The organism is Actinobacillus capsulatus DSM 19761, assembly GCF_000374285.1.
GTDB lineage: Bacteria > Pseudomonadota > Gammaproteobacteria > Enterobacterales > Pasteurellaceae > Actinobacillus > Actinobacillus capsulatus.
Genome location: NZ_KB893947.1, coordinates 1 through 21,392 on the forward strand (window position 1 = coordinate 1; position 21,392 = coordinate 21,392).

The window sequence follows — 21,392 nt, forward strand, 5'->3', positions numbered from 1 at the left end:
CGTCACTACGCACACGTAGACTGCCCAGGACACGCGGACTATGTTAAAAACATGATTACTGGTGCGGCGCAAATGGACGGTGCAATCTTAGTGGTAGCAGCAACAGACGGTCCAATGCCACAAACTCGTGAGCACATCTTATTAGGTCGCCAAGTAGGTGTACCATACATCATCGTATTCTTAAACAAATGCGACATGGTAGATGACGAAGAGTTATTAGAATTAGTAGAAATGGAAGTTCGTGAACTTCTTTCTCAATATGACTTCCCAGGCGATGATACACCAATCGTACGTGGTTCTGCATTACAAGCATTAAACGGGGTTGCAGAATGGGAAGAAAAAATCCTTGAATTAGCGAACCACTTAGATACATACATTCCAGAGCCAGAGCGTGCGATTGACAAGCCATTCTTGTTACCAATCGAAGACGTATTCTCAATCTCTGGTCGTGGTACAGTAGTAACAGGCCGTGTTGAGCGTGGTATCATTAAAGCAGGTGAAGAGGTTGAAATCGTTGGTATCAAAGAAACAGCGAAAACAACCGTAACTGGCGTTGAAATGTTCCGTAAATTACTTGACGAAGGTCGTGCAGGTGAGAACGTAGGTGCATTATTACGTGGTACAAAACGTGAAGAAATCGAACGTGGTCAAGTATTAGCGAAACCAGGTACAATTACACCACACACAGACTTCGAATCAGAAGTATACGTATTATCAAAAGAGGAAGGTGGTCGTCATACTCCATTCTTCAAAGGTTACCGTCCACAGTTCTACTTCCGTACAACAGACGTAACAGGTACAATCGAATTACCTGAAGGCGTAGAGATGGTAATGCCAGGCGACAACATCAAAATGACTGTTAGCTTAATTCACCCAATCGCAATGGACGAAGGTTTACGTTTTGCGATTCGTGAAGGTGGTCGTACAGTAGGTGCAGGTGTTGTAGCGAAAATTATCAAATAATTAGGTATTAGACTTAATATTTGAGTGCGAAATGCTAGAGAAGGCGTGTCGAAAGACACGCCTTTTTTGTTTTGTATCAATTTGAATCACAGAGTATAATTCAGCGCGCTTTATGCAAATAAGCAGAACATAGAAGTATTTGTTCTCCGATTCACAAATAGCCTATAAATAATTTGACCTCGCTATAGCTAGATTGCCTGATTAAATTATTGTTTAAAATAAAAAGTTATGGAAAGAATCCCCCAACTACAGGCAGTCGATATCTATATTGATTTTGCAACCATTCCCAGTTTAAGTTACTTCTTACATTTTCTTAAACACAAACATGATCATCAAAGATTACGTCTATTTTCATTAGCACGTTTTGAAATGCCACAAACGGTTATTGAACAATATGAAGGCATCATTCAATTTTCTCGTAATGTTGAACATAATGTGGAGCAGTTACTTGAACAATTACAAACGATTTTGTCTCAAGAAGGTAAACAATTCGAATTACATTTGCATTTAAATTTGTTTCATAGTTTTGAGATGTTTCTGAATTTATCGCCGACTTATACAAAGTATAAGGAAAAAATTAGTAAGATCGTTTTACATTTATATGATGACGGCTCGGAAGGTGTGATGAAACAGTATCAGTTACAGCAATCTAATTCACTTGCACAAGATTTGGCTTCAACAAAAGCCTCTTTAGTTTCTTTATTTAAGAATGGGGAGGGGGCATTTTCACAAATTGATTTGATTCGCTATGTTTGGAATGCTGTGCTTGAAACGCATTATTATTTGCTTTCCGATCACTTTTTAGCACATGAAAAGTTACAACCGTTAAAGATTGAATTAGGGCATTATCAATTACTCAATCTTTCCGCATATCAATATTTATCGAGCGAAGATTTGTTATGGTTAAAGCAAATATTAAAGATTGATGCCGAATTAGAATCGTTGATGCACAAATTAACTACTCAACCGGTTTATTTTTTCAGCGGTACGACATTTTTTAATATTAGCTTTGAAGATAAACAACGTTTAGCAAATATTCATGCGATACTGATTCGTGAACATTTAGATCCAAATAGCCAGTTGTTTATTGGAGAACCTTATTTATTTGTGTTTAAAGGCCATCCGAATAGTCCGGAAATTAATCAGGCATTACGAGAGTATTATCCTAATGCGATATTTTTACCGGAAAATATTCCGTTTGAAATATTAACCTTATTAGGCTTTAGTCCGCAGAAAATCGGCGGTTTTGCTAGCACAATTCATGTAAATAGTGAGCAAAGTAAGTTAGCGAAATTATTCTTTTTGACGTCAACAGATGAGCAAGAGCGTAATCGCTCTGACGGTTATATTAAGCAGTATGCGCTTGCTCAGGCGATGTTAGAAATGCAGCTTGTTAGCCAAGAACAGGTGTATTATTGTAGTTTATCCTCATAAAAAAGCCGACGAATTGTCGGCTTTGTTAATTGTAATATTAGGCGATTTTAACCGCTTTACATGTGCTAATTGGATTCACAATGCGTTCTCTCGCGGCAATGATTTGTAATTCATATACGCTCGAATTTGCGGTAATTTCCATAACATCGTTTACTGCATTTGCAGTGTGTTCAAAAGCTTCTAGATCTGACTTACCATTTAATAAATTTGCTAAGAATAGTCCGGCGGTTAAATCACCCACACCAACTGGCTCTTTATCAAATTGATAGAGTGGACGGCTAATATGCCAAATGCCTTCCGCCGTTGCAAAAAGCATCTCAAATTTATCCGCTTGTTTGCCTACTTTGCTTAAATGTTTGACTAAAACTTTTTTCGGACCTTTGCTTAAAATGGCTTTAACCGCCTCGATTGCTTGCTCAAAGTTTTCAACGGGTAAGCCGCTAAGTTCTCGTAATTCGACCAAATTTGGTGTAATGATATCTGCATGTGCCATTGCGATATTAATTAAGCCTTCTTTAACTCCGTCCGCCACGATACAGCCTTTATCCGGATGTCCCATCACCGGATCACACAGGTAAATTGCATTTTTATTCTGTAATTTAACTGCTTGATAGGCTTTAACAATCTCTTCCACCTGTTCTGCCGAGCCGATATAACCGGATAACACAGCATCGCAATGCTTAAGTGCATCAATATCGGCAATACCTTGTACGATTTCGCCGATTTGTTCTTTTGGAATCACCATACCTTTCCATTTGCCGTATTGCGTATGGTTTGAAAATTGCACCGTATTCAATGCCCATACATCCACACCGAGTAATTGCATTGGGAAAGTTGCGGATTTATTTCCTGCATAACCATATACAACATGGGATTGAATAGAGAGGATATTTTTCATTCTTTTGATTCCTTTTTTATGTTCAATTGTGGATAATTTGGGCGAAATAAACTTGCATGTGAAATAAAAATACCTATAATAACGGCTCTTTCAACGAAGTATGCCGACTTAGCTCAGTAGGTAGAGCAACTGACTTGTAATCAGTAGGTCACCAGTTCAATTCCGGTAGTCGGCACCATTCTTATATCTTTTCTTTTATTTCTTCAAATTTTTTCTTTATAAAGGTTTCTAATTTTAAATTTGTTATTTCTTTTTTGTGCATAAAAAACGGTCGGATTTTGGCAAAATTTTGCGGAAATCCTACCGTTTTTTTCGCTTAAACGTATCCGTAGCTCATTAAGCGTCGGTAACGACGATCTAGTAAATCTTCGGTGCTTAATGGCGAGAGATCAGCTAAGTCCGCTAAAATACGTTCTTTAAGGTTTTGTGCCATTTGGGCAACATCATGATGTGCACCACCTAATGGCTCAGCAACAATGCTATCAATTAAGTTTAACTCTTTTAAACGTTGCGCGGTTAAACCCATAACTTCTGCTGCTGTTGAGGCTTTTTCTGCGCTTTTCCATAAGATTGAAGCACAACCTTCTGGCGAAATAACTGAGTAAGTTGAATATTGCAACATATTTACTTTATCACCTACGCCGATCGCTAATGCACCGCCAGAACCGCCTTCACCGATTACCGTACAGATAATCGGTACTTTTAATTGCGCCATTTCACGTAAGTTGCGTGCGATAGCTTCTGCTTGGCCACGTTCTTCCGCACCGATACCAGGATATGCGCCCGGTGTGTCGATAAAGGTAATAATCGGCATATTGAAACGTTCCGCTATTTCCATTAAACGTAAAGCTTTACGGTAGCCTTCCGGTGCCGGCATACCGAAATTACGTTTTACTTTTTCTTTGGTTGTGCGGCCTTTTTGATGGCCAATAACCATGACCGGACGACCTTCTAAACGTGCAATACCACCAACAATCGCTTTGTCGTCAGCAAAAGCACGGTCACCGGCTAATTCATCAAATTCGGTGCAAATATGTTCGATATAATCTAAAGTGTATGGACGATTTGGGTGACGTGCCATACGTGATACTTGCCACGCATCTAAATTTGCAAAGGTTTTTTTAGTCAATTCTTCGCTTTTCTTTTGTAGGCGTTTGATTTCGTCATCCAAATCAATTTTACCGTCTTGCGCACTCACAGCACGAAGCGATTCAATTTTTGCTTCAAGCTCGGCAATCGGTAATTCAAAATCTAAATATTCTTGGCTCATTATTTCAGTCCTGTTTTGCAGAAAATTCTATCTATTCTATCAGTGATAGAAGAAAAATAGGCATAAAAGCGGTGTTTTTTTGCAAAAAATTTGCAATTTTCGTAACAGATCCGACCGCTTATTCCTCCACGATAAATTGTCCCATTGCACCTCGGTCTCTTAGCATGAAGTCAGAAACACCAAAAGTGAATGGTAGTTGGTCAGAAGCGAGATGGTCAAAGCGAACCAGCAATGTGACTTCTTGGTCTTTCTCCAACCAAACGGTATCTTGCCAAGCTAGCTGTTTATGCGGTTCACGTTTACGATCTCGAGTTTCGACAATAAATTTTGCACCTTGTAGGGTAAAACCAACCGCTTCGTTGCTGGTTACGTACCAACGCTCCACGCTGCCTTGCTTAATGGTAAAGTCGATACGTTTAGGGTCAAATCGCTGTTGGTTAATTAAACAATCTAACGGGCGTAATGCGATACGGCGTTCCTGAGTGATTTTCAGTTGGAACGAATCTAAATCGAAAACCGGTAATGAAGGTTTGGTGGTGAATACCGATGCCATACCTTCGGGGTGCAATTCTAAAATGACATTATCAACCAAATCGTTATTATCGGCGAATAGGCTTTTCGCTTTGTAAAAAATATCCCGTTTTTGACCGCTTATTAGTGAGACGGTTTTGCCGTCATTAAGGTCGACTAACACTTCAATACGAGCGGAAGGTGCAAGCGTGACGCTAGGCATTTCCACCGGTTCGGCAAGCATTCCCATACCGGTTGCTATTACGTGTAACGGCTTATCATTATCTAAACGTAACTCATAAGCTCGCGATAAGGAAGCATTAACAATACGTAGGCGCACCCAGCCTCGAGCCACGTTGTGATAGGCCGATTCTTGTCCGTTAACAAATAAACGTTTGCCAAAGAATTGCTTCTGATTCAGATCGAGTAACTGAATGCCGTCTTTATTAATGTGCTGGTCTTGCAAGACCAACGGAATATCGTTCACCCCATATTTATTGGGTAGCGATGCTGTTTTGCTATTGGCATCTTCAATAATCCAAAGTCCGGCTAGGCCTCTATATAGCTGAAATGCAGAATTTAGCATAGTGTCGGCGTGATACCAGCAAGTACAAGCGGGTTGATGGACGGAAAGAATCGGTGACCAACTGCTTTTCGGCGCTAATTTACGGTGTGCCGAACCGATCATTTCAGTCGGTGCTAATAGCCCCTGAATATTGATGGAAACCGGCTGTGGTAGATTATTCACATAAGTTAATTTGACGAAATTATCCGATTTTACTCGGACGGTCGGCGCAAGGTATTGTCCGTTTACGCCCCAAACATCCACTAATTTGCCTTTATTAAATTGGGTTTGTGCCGGACGTAAATCCAAACGAACAGGGCGACCGCGCCCCACTTCAATAATCGGCGGAATGCGTAACGGTTGACGCTCTTCGGCAAAAAGTGTACCGGGTGCAGAAAGCATCGCTCCGGCTAATGCGGAGCGTTTGAGTAGTTGTCTTCGAGTCAGATTTTGTTTCATTATGTGCTTATTTCTTGGCATCTAACGCTGCAATTTCAGCATCTAAGTCAGCAATTTTGGCTGCCATAATGCTATGGCATTTTTCAATCAATTCTTTGATATTGTCACGGTTGTAACCGCTCGTATCAATCGGCTCTAAGCTTTCGCAGATGACCGTACCGTTATCCCAACGATTGAGATCAACCTTATTATGTAGCGAAGAACACACAATTGGCACAATCGGTACGCCTGCTGCGATTGCAGTATGAAATGCGCCGGTTTTGAAAGGTAATAAGCCACGACCACGGCTACGAGTGCCTTCTGGGAACATCCAAATGGAAATTTGACGCTCACGAATAATTTCACCGACTTTGTTCATCGTGCTAATTGCGCTACTGCGTTTTTCTCGATTAATAAAGATATTGCCAGTTGCCCAATACACCAAACCGAAAAATGGAATCCAAATCAGGCTTTTTTTACCGATCGTAACAGTGCGAGGCGGCACGATACCGGCAATAGTGAGCATATCGTAGTTATTTTGATGGTTAGCGATATAGATTGCCGGTTGAGTAAATTCCGGGCGTGGACGATAAATCACTTTTAAACCGACCAGTTTGTGCATTGAGGCATACATTCTTGCTACGATGCCGACCGTGCTAGGGTGACGGAAACGGATAAAAGCATATACCGTACCAATGATAGAAATAAGAATCGCAGTCACGGCGACCGCAAGAATACGAGCGAGTTTTAGCATAATAAGCCCTTTAAAAAATCAACATTTAATTGCACGCAGTATAACAAAATTTACTTATTTTATTAAAAGGTTTAAACGGCAATTAAAAGTCGCTATATTAGGTTGGCTTTTAACCAATGATAGGAGTTTGATATGAGCAAGGTAACATTAATGGGTAACCCGATTGATGTAGCGGGTAACTTTCCACAAGCGGGCGAAACCGTTGAGAATTTTACATTAGTGAATAACAGTTTAGAGAATGTTTCTTTGGCGGATTTTGCCGGTAAACGCAAAGTGTTAAATATTTTCCCAAGTATTGATACCGGTATATGCGCAACCTCAGTACGTGTGTTTAACCAAAAAGCAGCGGATTTAACAAATACGATTGTTTTATGTATTTCTGCAGATTTACCTTTTGCACAGGCACGTTTTTGTGGTGCAGAGGGCATTGAAAATGTACAAACGCTTTCTACTTTCCGTCATAAAGCTGTACATCAACAACTTGGTGTTGATATTCAAAGTACACCGTTAGCCGGTTTAACTTCTCGTTCGGTGATTGTGCTAGATGAAAATAATCGTGTATTACACAGCGAATTAGTTTCCGAAATCAAAAATGAACCGAATTACGAAGCGGCATTAGCTGTTTTAGCGTAATCTTCACGAGCGGTAGAGTTTGCAAAAAATTTAGCCAAAATAACCGCTTATCGACAAAAAGCCCACGCAGCAAAACGTGGGCTTTTTTGTGTGCCAAAGCTAGGCACAAACAAAAACTAACTGATCATCCCAAAAAATAAGCGGCGTGCGTTTACGTAACCAGACCGGCACTTGTGCTTGTTGGTAGAGCTTTTTCATCTCTTCCCGCATTGGCTTACCATATTGCGCTACTTTGCCTTGGTGAGCTAATTTCACTTGTAATGAGGCATCCACTAAGGCTTCCGGTAATAGCAAGCGGTTAATTTTGCCTGATTTTTTGTAAATAATGCTGTCGCCTAAATGTTCTAACTCGCCGACTCCATCCGGTAGCGTTAACGATTGTTGAGCGGAGAGCGGCTGGCAAAAATCGTTTATCTCGAGCAGTTCACCGGTTAAATATAAATGATGTTGATAACGGCGTAGCCAAAAATCGACCAATTTAAGTTGCGGATTTTTATCAATGTTCGTATAAATCGTTTGCTGAATCACTTGCATCAGTTGTGAGGTGCTTGGCATTTGTACGCCGCATTTTCCCAGCCATAAACGAATAAGTTGCTGCTGTTTAGCTACAGAAAATTGTGGGAAATCTTTGATATTTAAGCGCTTTTCAGAAAAGTCCGCATAGTGTTGTAACTCTTGAGCGAGCAATTCTTCCAATAGCATTTGTTGTTCAGCACAATGCTGTGCAGAACGAGCCACCATTTGACTGAAATGCTGCCAGCGCCGATTCACAATCGGCAACACTTCATTGCGTAAAAAATTACGGTCGTAATGGCTGTCGTGATTACTTTCGTCTTCAATCCAAGTTAATTGCTTTTGGCGTGCATATTGTTCGATTTGCGCTTTGCTCACATTAAGAAGCGGTCTAAAAATGGTAAACTTTTGCCAAAATCCGACCGCTTGCATGGCCGATAGTCCTTTGATTCCGCTGCCACGTTTTAAGGCAAGCAGGAAGGTTTCCGCTTGATCATCAAGATGATGAGCAGTCACTAACACTTCGTTAGGCAGAATGATTTCCCCGATTGCCTGATAACGTGCTGCTCTGGCGCCGGCCTCGATACCTTCACTGCGATCCACCGTGACTTTTTGTAAAATAAATGGGATTTTTAACTGCTTGCAAAGTTGCTCACAGAAATCTGCCCAACGGTCGGCATTTGGACTAAGCCCATGGTGAATATGTACCGCTCTTAGGTTGAGCTTGAGTTCGGCTAACAGGTGCAGTAACACAATCGAATCAATACCACCGCTTAAGCCAAGCACAAAATTTCGCTGAGTCGGAAAATAGTGCCTAAACTGTGTTTGAAGTGTATCCAGTAACATATTGCGCCTTATCTGTGTCGGTCATTTTCCTCATTCTATCATTATTCAGCGGCTCTTTTTGAAAAAGAGCAGTGAGAGCCGGCTTGAATATGTTAAAATTTAAAGAATTTTATTAAGAAGAGAAAAACAATGTTAAATCAAGTTTCAGAAAGCTTGCTTGCACCAAGTGGGCTTGAATTATCGCACTTGAGTAAAGTGCTTGATCATTTTGCGAATCGCCAAATTGATTATGCGGATCTCTATTTTCAATTAAGCCAAGACGAGAGTTGGTCGTTAGAAGATTCGATTATTAAAGAGGGCGGTTTTTATATTGACCGTGGTTTCGGTGTACGTGCGGTATCGGGAGAAAAAACCGGCTTTGCTTATGCAGACCAAATCGGCTTGAGCCAGCTTGAACAATGTGCGACCGCAGCTCGCTCGATTACTAATGCAAGCGGTCAATTATCGGTAAAAAGTTTCAAACAAACGAATGCGATCAAACGTTATGCGTCGGTCAATCCGTTAGATACGTTAAGCCGTGAGCAAAAAGTTGAGCTACTCCATTTAGTCGATAAAGTTGCACGTGCGGAAGATCCTCGAGTGATTCAAGTTAATGCAGGGCTTTCAGCAGTTTATGAAGAAATGTTAGTGGCGGCAACAGACGGCACGCTTGCAGCGGATATTCGCCCGTTGGTGCGTTTATCAGTTTTAGTATTGGTAGAAGAAAATAGTAAACGTGAGCGAGGTTCTGCAGGTGCTGGCGGACGTTTCGGTTTAAATTGGTTTTTTGAACCGCAGGTGGTCAACGGTGAAATGACTGGTGATACTCGAGCGGTTTATTTGGCGAAAGAAGCGGTGCGTATGGCATTAGTCAATTTAGGCGCAATGCCGGCACCAGCCGGTACGATGCCGATTGTATTGGGTGCGGGTTGGCCGGGTATTTTATTACATGAAGCGGTTGGGCACGGTTTAGAAGGTGACTTTAACCGTAAAGAATCTTCGCTATTTACCGGCAAAATTGGCGAGCTAGTAACTTCTCCGCTTTGTACTATCGTTGATGACGGTACTGTGTCGGATGTACGAGGTTCAATTACGGTGGATGACGAGGGCGTACCTTCTCAACGTAACGTATTGATCGAAAATGGTATTTTGAAAGGTTATATCCAAGATAAACTTAACGCTCGTTTAATGGGAGTTACCCCGACCGGCAACGGTCGCCGTGAGTCTTATGCACACTTGCCAATGCCTCGTATGACCAATACCTATCTCACTGAAGGCCCACACAGCTTTGAAGAAATGATCGAATCGGTCGATTACGGTATTTACGCACCGCATTTCAGCGGCGGTCAGGTGGATATTACTTCGGGTAAATTCGTGTTCTCAACTGCAGAAGCTTATTTAATCGAAAAAGGTAAAATCACCAAACCGGTTACCGGTGCAACCTTAATCGGCAGCGGCATTGACGCGATGCAGCAGGTTTCAATGGTTGGCAAGAAAGTGGAACTTGATCCGGGCATTGGCACTTGCGGCAAAGAAGGGCAATCCGTACCGGTTGGTGTAGGCCAACCGACCGTGAAGTTAGATAAGATTACGGTTGGCGGACGAGGGTAAATAAAGGCAGCAAGATTTAACAATCTTGCTGTTTTTTATACTAAAGCGATTATGATTGCCTTACTTCGTTAAATCTTTTAAGATGTATATCTATTGTGTATCTATAAAAGTGGAGGAAACATGAGAACTGCGCCAATTAATTTACGAGCGATGCCTGATCAGCGAGATTTAATTGATTATGCGGCAAGCATTTTAGGTAAAACACGTTCTGACTTTATGTTAGAAACAGCGTGCCAAGCTGCCCAAAATGTGATTTTAGATCGTACTGTTTTCCAATTAAATGAGCAGGCTTTCGAGCAATTTAACCGATTGTTAGAACAGTCGACAGCAGATAATCCGGGGTTAGATAAGCTGTTAAATACCAAAACGGTGTGGGAGTAGAAAATGCACACACCGGAATTGCTTTCCGAGCAACATATTGTGCGATATTTTCAATGCGGTGAGGTCGTGCTAGACCAATGGTTACAACGCACAGCATTGAAAAATCAGCAAAATAATGCCAGCAAAACTTTTGTTGTGTGTGATGAGAATAAAAACGTTATAGGATTTTATTGCTTATCTGCCGGTTCGGTGAGTCATCAGTTTGTTGCAGGCGCATTAAGACGTAATATGCCCGATCCGATTCCCGTGATTATTTTAGGTAGATTAGCTGTCGATTGCTCAGCACAGGGTAAGCAGTTAGGCGTATCAATGTTAAAAGATGCGGTCTTAAAATCGAAGACGGTGGCGAGCCAAATCGGAGTAAAAGCATTACTTGTTCATGCGTTAAACCAGCAAGCAAAACAATTTTATTTAAAGTACGGTTTTTCATGTTCACCCATTGATGAGATGGTTTTAATGTTAAAACTCTAAACAAGCGGTCATTTTCGGCTGATATTTTACAAATTATCCGCTTGGTTTCGGACATCGGATAAAAATAAGGAAAAAAATAATATGGCATGGGTACAAATTCGTTTAAATAGTACGGATAAACAGGCTGAGCAAATCAGTGATTTTTTAGAAGAAATCGGGGCGGTGTCGGTAACCTTTATGGACAGTCAGGATACGCCGATTTTTGAGCCGTTACCGGGTGAAACCCGTTTATGGGGTAATACGGACGTAGTGGGTTTATTTGATGCGGAAACCGATATGAAAGCGATTGTTGAAGCATTAATTGCCAGCCGTTTAGTCGAAGCGGATTTTGCACATAAGATCGAACAAATCGAAGATAAAGATTGGGAGCGTGAATGGATGGATAACTTCCACCCAATGCAATTCGGTAAACGTTTATGGATTTGCCCAAGCTGGCGTGAAGTGCCGGATCCGAATGCGGTCAACGTGATGCTTGACCCAGGACTTGCGTTTGGTACTGGTACGCATCCGACTACCGCACTTTGTTTGCAATGGTTGGATAGCTTAGATTTGGCAGGTAAAACGGTAATCGATTTTGGTTGTGGTTCCGGTATTTTAGCGATTGCGGCACTTAAACTCGGTGCAAAACAAGCGATCGGGATTGATATCGACCCGCAGGCGATTTTAGCTTCTACCAATAATGCGAAAGCAAACGGTGTGGCGGATCGTTTACAGTTATTCTTAGCGAAAGATCAACCGCAAGATCTACAAGCCGATGTGGTGGTGGCGAATATTCTTGCCGGTCCGCTGAAAGAACTTGCGCCAAATATTATTACGTTGGTGAAACCACAAGGTGATTTAGGTTTATCCGGTATTTTAGCAACGCAAGCGGAATCGGTCTGTGAAGCCTATGCGCCGGACTTCAATCTTGATCCGGTGGTAGAAAAAGAAGAGTGGTGCCGTATTACTGGTGTGAAGAAATAAGCGGTTATTTTTGTCAGATTATTTGCAAAAAAAAACGGCATTATATAGCAGTTGCACAAAAGTTTATTTGTAGGGGCGAACTGTGTTCGCCCTTATGATATTCATCATAAATTGTTTGGGCGAATGTAATTCGCCCCTACATAATTGAAACAGATTAACCTCTGTGCATTTGCTACATAATTTCGAAAAAAAGTGGAAAATTAGACCGCTTGTAAACAGTAAAAAGGGCTATCAAACGATAGCCCTTATTTATCTGTTAGTTAACAGCTTATTTTAAGCTGCCTACCATATCTTCCGGACGAACCCATTCATCGAATTGTTCAGCGGTTACTAAACCTAAGTTAATCGCTTCTTCTTTTAAGGTTGTGCCGTTTTTGTGTGCGGTTTTCGCAATTTTCGCTGCATTTTCATAGCCGATGTGTGTATTTAATGCAGTTACCAACATTAATGATTGCTCAAGTTGTTGCTTAATGCGCGGGAAGTTTGGCTCAATACCAGTTGCACAGTGCTCATCGAATGACACGCAAACATCACCTAATAATTGCGCTGATTGTAAGAAGTTTGCCGCCATAACCGGTTTGAATACGTTCAATTGGAAATGACCTTGCGTACCGGCAAATGAAATGGTCGTATCGTTACCTAATACTTGTGCCGCAACCATTGTCATTGCTTCACACTGTGTTGGGTTTACTTTACCCGGCATGATTGATGAACCCGGCTCATTTTCCGGAATTAATATTTCACCGATACCTGAACGAGGGCCTGAAGCAAGTAAACGAATATCGTTGGCAATTTTATAAAGTGACACAGCGATTTGTTTTAATGCACCGTGTGTTTCTACGATTGCATCGTGTGTTGCAAGCGCTTCGAATTTATTTTGTGCAGTAATGAACGGTAAACCGGTGAATTTAGCGATATAGTTCGCTACGGTCACATCATAACCTTTCGGTGTATTTAAACCGGTACCCACCGCTGTACCACCTAATGCTAATTCAGATAAGTGCGGTAAAGTATTTTCCAACGCTTTAATACCGAATGCTAATTGTGCCGCGTATGCAGAGAACTCTTGACCTAATGTTAACGGCGTTGCGTCCATTAAGTGAGTACGACCGATTTTTACCACGTCTTTGAATGCTTCAGCTTTTTCCGCAAAGGTTTTTTGTAAGCGTTTTACACAAGGTAAGGTGTGTTCTACCACTTTTTTGTATGCCGCAATGTGCATTGCTGTCGGATAGGTATCGTTTGAAGATTGTGATTTGTTTACATCATCATTCGGATGAATAATTGATTTTTCACCTAATTTACCGCCGTTAATTACGTGGGCACGGTTAGCGATAACTTCATTGAGATTCATATTTGACTGTGTACCTGAACCGGTTTGCCAAATCACTAATGGGAATTCGCCGTCTAGTTTATGATCAAGAATTTCATCACAAGCGGTTGCAATTAAGTCACGTTTTTCAGCAGAAAGCACGCCTAAATCGGTATTTGCAAAGGCTGCGGCTTTTTTCAAGTAAGCGAATGCTTCGATGATTTCAGCGGGCATCGATGCTTCCGGGCCAATTTTGAAGTTATTACGAGAGCGCTCGGTTTGCGCCGCCCAATAACGATTAGCAGGTACTTGAACTTCGCCCATTGTATCTTTCTCAATACGATATTCCATTTGTGTTCTCCTGTGGATAATGTAAATGTTTAATTTGGGTATCTAATAATTTCTAGGTAGGATAGTAGCACTGGCAAAAGAAGAAAGAAACCGGCTCAAAACATTCCGTTCTACTTTTTTTATTATTTTGTGATATGGATCAGAATTTACCGAATTAGCTAAAAAGATAGCCATAGTAACGATTTTTTTACTATGGCTTTTATTTATTATAATTTATAAGAAGAAGGTGCTTAATTGGAAGAGTTTCTCAATTTCGCTGACTTGTTTCTTGTCGTTAACAAAAACAATCACTCTGTCGTTTTCTTCAATTTGAGTTGATTTATGGGCGATGATGATTTCTTCATTTCGCACGATCGCACCGACAATCGCACCCTGCGGCAGTTTCAATTCTCGGACGGTACGTCCAACCACTTTAGACGATTCCGCATCACCGTGCGCAATAGCTTCGATACACTCTGCCTGCCCCTGTTTTAGTGAAGCGACCTGCACAATATCACCTTTGCGAACATGGCTGGATAACGCAGAAATCGTGGCTTGTTTCGGCGACAGCGCAATATCAATGGTTCCGCCTTGAACCAGGTGTAAGTAAGCCATTTTCTGTACCAGAACAATCGCTTTTTTCGCACCAAGTCGTTTCGCTAATAACGCCGACATAATATTGGCTTCATCATCGCTGGTGAGTGCGAGGAATAAATCAATATTTTCGATATGTTCTTCAAACAGTAATTCTTGGTCGGATGCGTCACCGCACAACACTAACGCTTTTTCTAATTTTTCTGCAAGTTTCTCCGCTTTACGGGGATCTCGCTCAATCATTTTAACGCTGCATTGTTCTTCAAGATCTTTCGCTAATCCGGTACCGATACTGCCGCCGCCGACAATCATCACTCGTTTATGCGGTTTGTCTAAGCGTTGTAACTCACTCATAACCGCTTTGATGTTATGGGTGGCACAGATAAAGAACACTTCATCACCGGCTTCGATAATAGTTGAGCCTTGCGGAATGATGGCTCGGTCTTGGCGGAAAATCGAGACGATACGAGCTTCAATATAAGGTAAATGGTCACGTAATGCTGAAATCGGGTAGCCGACTAACGGACCTCCATAATAAGCTTTTACACTGACGAGGCTGACAAGTTCATTGGCAAAATGTGCCACTTGTAGCGCGCCCGGATAATCTATTAAGCGCAGAATTTCTTTTTTTACCAATACTTCCGGCGCAATAATATGATCGATCGGCAACGCACTATCGGTAAAGAGCTTTTCTTTTTCTCGTACGTAATCGGAATTACGAATACGGGCGATTTTGGTTGGAATATGAAACAACGTATGAGCGATTTGGCACGCAATCATATTGGTTTCATCGCTTTCGGTTACTGCGACAATTAAGTCGGCATCACTGGCGCCCGCATCTCGTAATACTTGCGGCGATGCACCATTCCCCTTTAATACTTGTAAATCGTGTTTATCTTGTAACGTGTTTAAACGCCCCTGATCGTCATCGATTAAGATAATATCGTTATCTTCACTTACCAGATTTTCTGCGAGAGTGGAGCCGACTTGACCGGCTCCTAAAATAATTATTTTCATTCAGTTTTTACCAACTTCGCATAGAAGAAACCGTCTCCACCTTTTTCCTGCGGGAAGAATTGCTTCATTGCTGTTTTTTCACCGTTAAAATCCATTTCTACCAGTTTGGCATCCGTTCGTTGTGCGACAAAGCGGCTGATTTGTTGCTCGTTTTCTTCAGGCAGAATAGAGCAGGTTGCATATAATAAAACGCCGTTTGGTTTTAGCCTTTGCCATAATGCGTGCAAGATTTTGCTTTGCAATTCGGCGAGTTCGGCAATATCTTGTTCTTTGCGCAGCCATTTGATATCCGGATGGCGGCGAATCACACCGGTTGCCGAGCAAGGCGCATCTAAGAGGATACGATCAAACATCACATCCGCTTCAAGCCATTCCTGCGGCTTTGAGGCATCTCCGCAAATTACCTTAGCGGTTTGCCCTAAACGTGTTAAGTTTTCTCGCATACGTTTAAGGCGGTTTTCTTCAATATCTAATGCAATCACTTGTGCTTGCGGTACTTTTTCTAAAATATGGGTGGTTTTGCCACCGGGTGCGGCACAAGCGTCCAGCACTAATTCGCCATCTTTTGCACCGAGTAATTCGGCAGACCATTGTGCGTGCGCATCTTGCACGGTCGCCCAACCTTGCTCGAAATGCATAAGTTTAGCCACTGGTATCGGATTCTCAAGCAGAATGGCGCAATCCGGCACACAAGCGGTCGAATTTTCGGAATTTTTTGCAACTAATTCACCGAGCAATACAGCATAGTCTTGCGCTTTAATATGTTGCTGATTTGCTCGAATCCACATCGGTGGGCGCTGATTATTCGCTTCCACAATCTCGCGCCAGTGCGGGTACACTTTTTTGATGCGATTCACAAACCAGTCCGGATGTAGTGTCTGCCAATGTTTATCGGCAACCGCTAAAATCTGTGCTTGTTCACGTAAAAAGCGGCGCAATACCCCGTTGGTTAGCGCTCTGAAGCTATCCAGTTTTAGCACTTTGGTCGCATTAACCACTTCATCTACCGCCGCATGTGCAGGCACTCGCATATAGAGTAATTGATATAGCCCCACCAGTAATAAGCAGTGGACTAAACGAGTTTTGCCTTTAAGCGGTTTTGCGACTAACTGTTTAATCACCAGTTCCAAACGTGGCAATACACGACAGATCCCAAACGTGATTTCTTGAACTAAGGGGACATCTTTCGGATCAAGCTGAGGCTGTATTTCCGGCAGTAAGCTGGAAAGTGATTTCCCTTGATCTAAAACTTGTAAGATAATTTGTGCGGCAATCGCACGTGTATTTTGTTTTTTGTTTTTCATATTAAAAAATGTCGTGGTCTCTTAATAAATGCACATTACCTTTACGGCGTAAAAAGCCGGAGCGGTCAAAATATTCAATTAATTGTACGGTGAGCTTGCGTCCGTACTGAATTTCGTCTCGTAGCTGATTTACCGAGATTTCTCCGTGCCGGAGAATAAAGTCTCGAATCAATTGTGCAAAGGCTTCAATTTGTTCATTTAATAAGAAACGGTCTTTTACAATAGGGATTAAATAGCCTAATTTCCCTGCTTTATATAATAAATTTCGCATTTCGGTTTCATCAACTGCCAAATGAGTTGCAATATTCCGTACCCATAATGCTTGGTTGGTTGCTTCGAAAAGCGGTCTAATTTGTTGCCAAATTTGCAATTCTTGCGGATTGAACTCAATGCGATGAGCGGGCAGATGCAACCAGCCACGTGTTTGGGCTAATTGTTGTGTTGCCAGCAGATCATCAATAAATGCCAATCCGAGCTTTTCAGGCAATTCCAATAATGCCATGCGGCGTAAACGGGCTTTCGCCACGCCTAACTGATCTTGATGGAGCGAATGATATTCCGCTAGTTTAGCTAACACTTTTTGTTGAGCTGCTTGTTTGAATGTTGGGCTATAAAGCCATTCGGCATTCGTATCAAAACCAAGTTTAGCAATCTCTGTCGCAAACAATTGTTCGTCCCATAATAAACGTTCCAACGCAAGAACATCGTGTTGCAGATAAAGCGCGATACGTTGTGCATAATTACCGGTTTGCGTTAACGCAGTTAAATAAGCTAAACGAGCCTCGCTACGCTTATGGCGTTTCGGTGAATGAATTTCTAATACCTGTGCGCCGGCGACGGTTTGGCTGTCATCACCATTGCGTATAATCAGTTTATCATTGAATGCAATGTGTAACGGTTCATCTAATAGCACTTCTGCAAAATATTCAGCGTTTTTGACCGCTTGTTTCGCATTGAGTAAGCTTAATTTGCCGGTGATATGCGAGGCAAAATGGTAAATATGTACCACTGACGTTTCTTTTAAGGTTTGTGCTGCGCTCAGTTTTACCGTAATACGGTCGGTGGCAAATGTTGGTGCCAGCTCGGTTAGCCAGTAACCTCGGGCGATTTGTTGTTTTTCAACATTTGCCAGGTTTAGGGCTAGGCGCTGTCCTGCAGCACCAAGTTCTGACGGATGATTTTGTGCGTGAATCGTTTTAACACGCACTTTGGTACCATCTGATAAATAGATTTCATCACCAACAGTAACTTTACCGGCAACTGCTGTACCGGTCACTACCAGCCCGGCACCTTTAATGTGGAATACTCGGTCGATAACATAACGAAACGGCTGGTTATTCGTCACTTGTCGGTTTTGCGCAATTAAATACGCTCTTAATTCGGCAATACCTAAGCCAGTTACGCAAGAGGTCACAAAAAAAGGCACGCTATTGAGCAAAGGTAATTGTTGCTTGATCTGCGAAATAAGCTGATCAATTTGCGCCGGTTCAACCTTATCCGCTTTGGTTAATACCACCATAATATGCTTGAAATTCAGCAAGTTAAGAATTTCGAAATGTTCAAGCGTTTGCGGTTTAAGCCCTTCTTCCGCCGAAATGACTAACAGAGCGTGTTCTACACCTCCTAATCCTGCCAACATATTCGATAAAAATTTTTGGTGACCCGGCACGTCAATAAAACCGAGCGTATCGGTTTGGCTTGAATCTGTGTGTATCGGCAAATAAGCGTAGCCTAAATCAATGGTTAAGCCACGCTTTTTTTCTTCCGGTAAGTGGGCGGTATGAGTGCCGGTGAGAGCATGTAAAAGGGTGCTTTTGCCATGATCGACATGGCCTGCCGTGACAATAATCATTCTTTCTCCAACATGGTAATTAATTGCTCAAACTGCGTAACCGATCTCAAATCTAACCAAAATTTCTGCTGTGCAAACCGCCCAATAATTGGACAATTAAAGGCTTTAAAGCGTTGCTCTAACGCTAATAAATCGCTTTGTTTGTCAGCACTAATCGTGATAGCGATTGAAGCTAAGGTTTCGGTTGGAAGCGTACCACTGCCAATTTGAGCGACACTCTCTTCAATTTGCACATTAAAATTCGGGGTTAAGAGCTTACTTAGCGCTTGTTTTAATTGTTCCGCTTTAACTTTCAATACATAAAGTGGCTGTGTGAGCAAATGTAACGTAGGCAATTCATCCGCTAATTTTTCTGGAAATAAATAGTGACGCAATGTGGCTTCCAGTGCCGATAAAACCACTTTATCGCAACGTAGCACGCGTTTGAGCGGATGTGCTTGTAATGCAGCGATTTGAGCTTGTTTGCCGACAATAATACCGGCTTGAGGGCCGCCCAGTAACTTATCACCGGAAAACGACACTAAATCAACGCCGGTGGCCACTTTTTGTTGCACCATCGGCTCTGAAGGCAAGTTAAGCAACGTCATATCGGTTAATGAGCCGCTGCCTAAATCACTGATAACCGGTAAATTAAATGCTTTACCCAGTTCGACTAATTCTTCTTCGGAGACGCTGCTTGTGAATCCTTGAATCTGATAGTTACTGGTGTGTACTTTCATTAACAAGGCGGTATTTTCAGTAATCGCATTGCGATAATCTTTTAAATGAGTGCGGTTAGTTGTACCGACTTCCACTAGTTTGCATCCGGCTTGTTGCATAATATCCGGAATGCGGAATGCACCGCCGATTTCCACCAATTCTCCCCGTGACACAATCACTTCTTTGCCTTGGGCAAAGGTAGCGAGCATAAGTAACACCGCTGCCGCATTGTTATTCACAACGCAAGCGGCTTCAGCGCCGGTGAGTTGGGAGATTAAGGCGGAAACAGCATTATCTCGATGGGAACGCTGACCTTGCTCAATATCGAATTCTAAGGCAACGTTATGACGCATTGCATCGGTTGCCGCAGTAATGGCAGATTCCGACCATAATCCTCTGCCTAAATTGGTATGCAGCACTGTACCGGTCAGATTGAATACTTTTTTGATTTGTGGCTGGCGCATGGCTTGTAAATTCGTTTCAATCAGCGCAAACAGCGCGGACTCATCTTGTAGAAAAGCTGGCAACGTTTGGTTTTTGACAATTTGCTGCCGTGCTTCTTCAATAAAGGCTCTCGCCTGTGTGACGAAGGCGTGATGTCCAAATTGATGAATTAAATCAATACCTTGTGGGCTTTTTATCAATTTATCCGTTGAGGGAATAAGTCGGAATAGTGTTTGCATAATTAAAAAAGAATAGGAGGATTTTGAACAATTTTAATAAATAAAGTAGAATACTGCTACTTTTTCCATGGAAGTGAGTCGTCTCCGGTGAGGCGGCAGGACTTCAAATCCTGTTGAGGACGCCAGCGTTCTTGGGTGGGTTCGACTCCCATTCACTTCCGCCAAATTCAATTAAAAAGGCTTAACTTAATGCTTTTATGCGATGTAAGTTAAGCCTTTTTGCTTTTTAGCGCTTTTTACAAGCGGTCTAATTTCGCCAAAATTTTGCAAATTTTTATCCAAAAACGACCGCTTGTTACACGAGGAATATATAAGGCAGTATATTCATTACCCCGGCAGTCGTAATTGCCAAAAGGAGCTTAGATAAACCGAACATTAACCCTTGGTTTTCACCTTTATCCAATTTAACCAATATATTCGCTAAGGCGGTATTGGCAAATAAACTGACTAGCGAAAAGATAATCAGGTATAAAAAAGCAGTCACTTCTGAAATATATTCCAGCGCATAAAACCACGGCACAATCAGTAATGCGATAAGTATCGGTGCAATATAATTTAGTTTGACCACACCGAAATTTACCTTGCGGGAGAATTGTGCCTGTAGCAGTACCGCAATCAGATTATTGATAAAAAATGCGATCGGCACTAATTCTTGTTGATCCAACAGCTCGGTAAAAATGTAAGGGAAAATCACATAAAATGCCGAGCTCATTCCTAATGGAATAAATAGCAGTAAATGCACAAAAATAAACCGCTTGCTAATCACTTCTTTAAATTGTGCAAAGCGGAAAGGGGTAAAACGGAAGTTGCATTTTTTTCTCGGCATTGTCTGCCACATAAAAAGTAACATGGTGACTTCAATCGCACAACTACACCAAATCAACCATTCCGCTTTTTGATAATGAATAAACGGAATGGAAACTAATGGTGCAACCATAGACGCCATACTGGAGATTTTGAGAAACTTCCCTTGCGCTTTGGTTTTAGATGCATAATTATCCTCAGCGGAGGAAAGTAAAAACGCTCTGGCATTGGTACTAAACAGTGTACTGCCTAAACCGAAGCAAAACGTTGCTAACAGCAGTAGCGTATAATGGTCGGTCGTGAGTAACAAAATATAGGCAAGCGAATCCAACAGACAGCCGAATAACATTACCGGCATTCGCCCGAAGCGATCGCCCCACGAGCCAGCAAATAAAGAAAAGGCTTGGCTAGCAAATACCAATAAAGAGAATGCACTGGCAATCTGCGTTGTGTCAAACCCTTTATATTTCGTCAGATAAATAAAAAATACGCTCTGCATTGCGGTATAAGCGAGTCCGGAAAAGAACCTACGCCATAAAATAATATTTTGCATATCCATATTATTTAC

Annotated in this window: 18 protein-coding genes and 2 tRNA genes; 9 read left to right on the plus strand and 11 right to left on the minus strand. The window is 41.9% G+C overall.

All coding sequences use genetic code 11. The features are described from left to right. On the plus strand, positions 1 to 963 hold a 963-nt coding region (gene tuf / locus C228_RS0111070; RefSeq protein WP_018652685.1), incomplete at its 5' end, for an elongation factor Tu. A gap of 228 nt (positions 964 to 1,191) precedes the next feature. After that, a complete protein-coding gene (locus C228_RS0111075) occupies positions 1,192 to 2,397 on the plus strand; it encodes a hypothetical protein (RefSeq protein WP_018652686.1) in 1,206 nt (401 codons plus the stop codon). A 37-nt stretch (positions 2,398 to 2,434) separates the two neighbouring features. On the opposite strand, the gene pdxY is transcribed toward C228_RS0111075, so the two are convergent. Next, the gene (gene pdxY, locus C228_RS0111080) at positions 2,435 to 3,295 is read right to left on the minus strand and encodes a pyridoxal kinase PdxY (protein WP_018652687.1); all 861 of its coding nucleotides are present in this window, start codon (positions 3,293 to 3,295) and stop codon (positions 2,435 to 2,437) included. 102 nt (positions 3,296 to 3,397) lie between these two features. Here pdxY and C228_RS0111085 point away from each other — a divergent pair. Next, positions 3,398 to 3,473: transfer RNA gene (locus C228_RS0111085), tRNA-Thr, on the plus strand. Positions 3,474 to 3,611: 138 nt separating this feature from the next. On the opposite strand, the gene accA is transcribed toward C228_RS0111085, so the two are convergent. From accA to C228_RS0111100, 3 genes are all read right to left on the minus strand, one after another. Then, positions 3,612 to 4,565, minus strand: a complete 954-nt coding sequence (gene accA, locus C228_RS0111090) for an acetyl-CoA carboxylase carboxyl transferase subunit alpha (RefSeq protein ID WP_018652688.1) — start codon at positions 4,563 to 4,565, stop codon at positions 3,612 to 3,614. A 118-nt stretch (positions 4,566 to 4,683) separates the two neighbouring features. After that, positions 4,684 to 6,099 carry a multicopper oxidase domain-containing protein gene (locus C228_RS0111095; RefSeq protein ID WP_018652689.1) on the minus strand — a complete coding sequence of 472 codons (1,416 nt, stop codon included), beginning with the start codon at positions 6,097 to 6,099 and terminating at the stop codon, positions 4,684 to 4,686. 7 nt (positions 6,100 to 6,106) lie between these two features. Next, positions 6,107 to 6,832 carry a 1-acylglycerol-3-phosphate O-acyltransferase gene (locus tag C228_RS0111100; RefSeq protein WP_018652690.1) on the minus strand — a complete coding sequence of 242 codons (726 nt, stop codon included), beginning with the start codon at positions 6,830 to 6,832 and terminating at the stop codon, positions 6,107 to 6,109. 132 nt (positions 6,833 to 6,964) lie between these two features. Between C228_RS0111100 and tpx the strand changes: the two genes are divergently transcribed. Further along, the gene (tpx, locus tag C228_RS0111105; RefSeq protein WP_018652691.1) at positions 6,965 to 7,465 is read left to right on the plus strand and encodes a thiol peroxidase; all 501 of its coding nucleotides are present in this window, start codon (positions 6,965 to 6,967) and stop codon (positions 7,463 to 7,465) included. A 99-nt stretch (positions 7,466 to 7,564) separates the two neighbouring features. On the opposite strand, the gene tilS is transcribed toward tpx, so the two are convergent. Continuing rightward, the gene (gene tilS / locus C228_RS0111110; protein ID WP_018652692.1) at positions 7,565 to 8,824 is read right to left on the minus strand and encodes a tRNA lysidine(34) synthetase TilS; all 1,260 of its coding nucleotides are present in this window, start codon (positions 8,822 to 8,824) and stop codon (positions 7,565 to 7,567) included. A 129-nt stretch (positions 8,825 to 8,953) separates the two neighbouring features. Here tilS and tldD point away from each other — a divergent pair, with 129 nt between their 5' ends. From tldD to prmA, 4 genes are all read left to right on the plus strand, one after another. Beyond that, on the plus strand, positions 8,954 to 10,414 hold the full coding sequence (gene tldD / locus C228_RS0111115; protein ID WP_018652693.1) for a metalloprotease TldD: 1,461 nt from the start codon (positions 8,954 to 8,956) through the stop codon (positions 10,412 to 10,414). A gap of 120 nt (positions 10,415 to 10,534) precedes the next feature. Further along, positions 10,535 to 10,795 carry a type II toxin-antitoxin system TacA family antitoxin gene (locus C228_RS0111120; protein WP_018652694.1) on the plus strand — a complete coding sequence of 87 codons (261 nt, stop codon included), beginning with the start codon at positions 10,535 to 10,537 and terminating at the stop codon, positions 10,793 to 10,795. A 3-nt stretch (positions 10,796 to 10,798) separates the two neighbouring features. Further along, the gene (locus tag C228_RS0111125) at positions 10,799 to 11,266 is read left to right on the plus strand and encodes a GNAT family N-acetyltransferase (protein ID WP_018652695.1); all 468 of its coding nucleotides are present in this window, start codon (positions 10,799 to 10,801) and stop codon (positions 11,264 to 11,266) included. Between the two features lie 81 nt (positions 11,267 to 11,347). After that, positions 11,348 to 12,229, plus strand: a complete 882-nt coding sequence (gene prmA / locus C228_RS0111130; protein WP_018652696.1) for a 50S ribosomal protein L11 methyltransferase — start codon at positions 11,348 to 11,350, stop codon at positions 12,227 to 12,229. A 268-nt stretch (positions 12,230 to 12,497) separates the two neighbouring features. Here the strand turns inward: prmA and fumC are convergent, their stop codons facing one another. From fumC to selA, 5 genes are all read right to left on the minus strand, one after another. Then, positions 12,498 to 13,892 carry a class II fumarate hydratase gene (fumC, locus tag C228_RS0111135; protein WP_018652697.1) on the minus strand — a complete coding sequence of 465 codons (1,395 nt, stop codon included), beginning with the start codon at positions 13,890 to 13,892 and terminating at the stop codon, positions 12,498 to 12,500. A 213-nt stretch (positions 13,893 to 14,105) separates the two neighbouring features. Further along, positions 14,106 to 15,482 (minus strand): Trk system potassium transporter TrkA, encoded by a 1,377-nt coding sequence (gene trkA / locus C228_RS0111140; RefSeq protein ID WP_018652698.1) that lies wholly within the window; start codon positions 15,480 to 15,482, stop codon positions 14,106 to 14,108. Further along, a complete protein-coding gene (gene rsmB, locus C228_RS0111145) occupies positions 15,479 to 16,786 on the minus strand; it encodes a 16S rRNA (cytosine(967)-C(5))-methyltransferase RsmB (RefSeq protein ID WP_018652699.1) in 1,308 nt (435 codons plus the stop codon). Before rsmB ends, trkA begins: the two co-directional genes overlap by 4 nt. Position 16,787: 1 nt before the next feature. Continuing rightward, on the minus strand, positions 16,788 to 18,638 hold the full coding sequence (selB, locus tag C228_RS0111150) for a selenocysteine-specific translation elongation factor (protein ID WP_018652700.1): 1,851 nt from the start codon (positions 18,636 to 18,638) through the stop codon (positions 16,788 to 16,790). Further along, positions 18,635 to 20,020, minus strand: coding sequence for an L-seryl-tRNA(Sec) selenium transferase (selA, locus tag C228_RS0111155; protein WP_026313288.1), 1,386 nt, complete (start codon positions 20,018 to 20,020; stop codon positions 18,635 to 18,637). Before selA ends, selB begins: the two co-directional genes overlap by 4 nt. A 69-nt stretch (positions 20,021 to 20,089) precedes the next feature. On the opposite strand from selA, the gene C228_RS0111160 reads away from it, so the two are divergent. Further along, a tRNA-Sec gene (locus C228_RS0111160) sits at positions 20,090 to 20,184 on the plus strand. 131 nt (positions 20,185 to 20,315) lie between these two features. Here C228_RS0111160 and C228_RS0111165 read toward each other — a convergent pair. After that, the gene (locus C228_RS0111165) at positions 20,316 to 21,383 is read right to left on the minus strand and encodes an MFS transporter (protein ID WP_018652702.1); all 1,068 of its coding nucleotides are present in this window, start codon (positions 21,381 to 21,383) and stop codon (positions 20,316 to 20,318) included. Between the last annotated feature and the right edge of the window lie 9 nt (positions 21,384 to 21,392).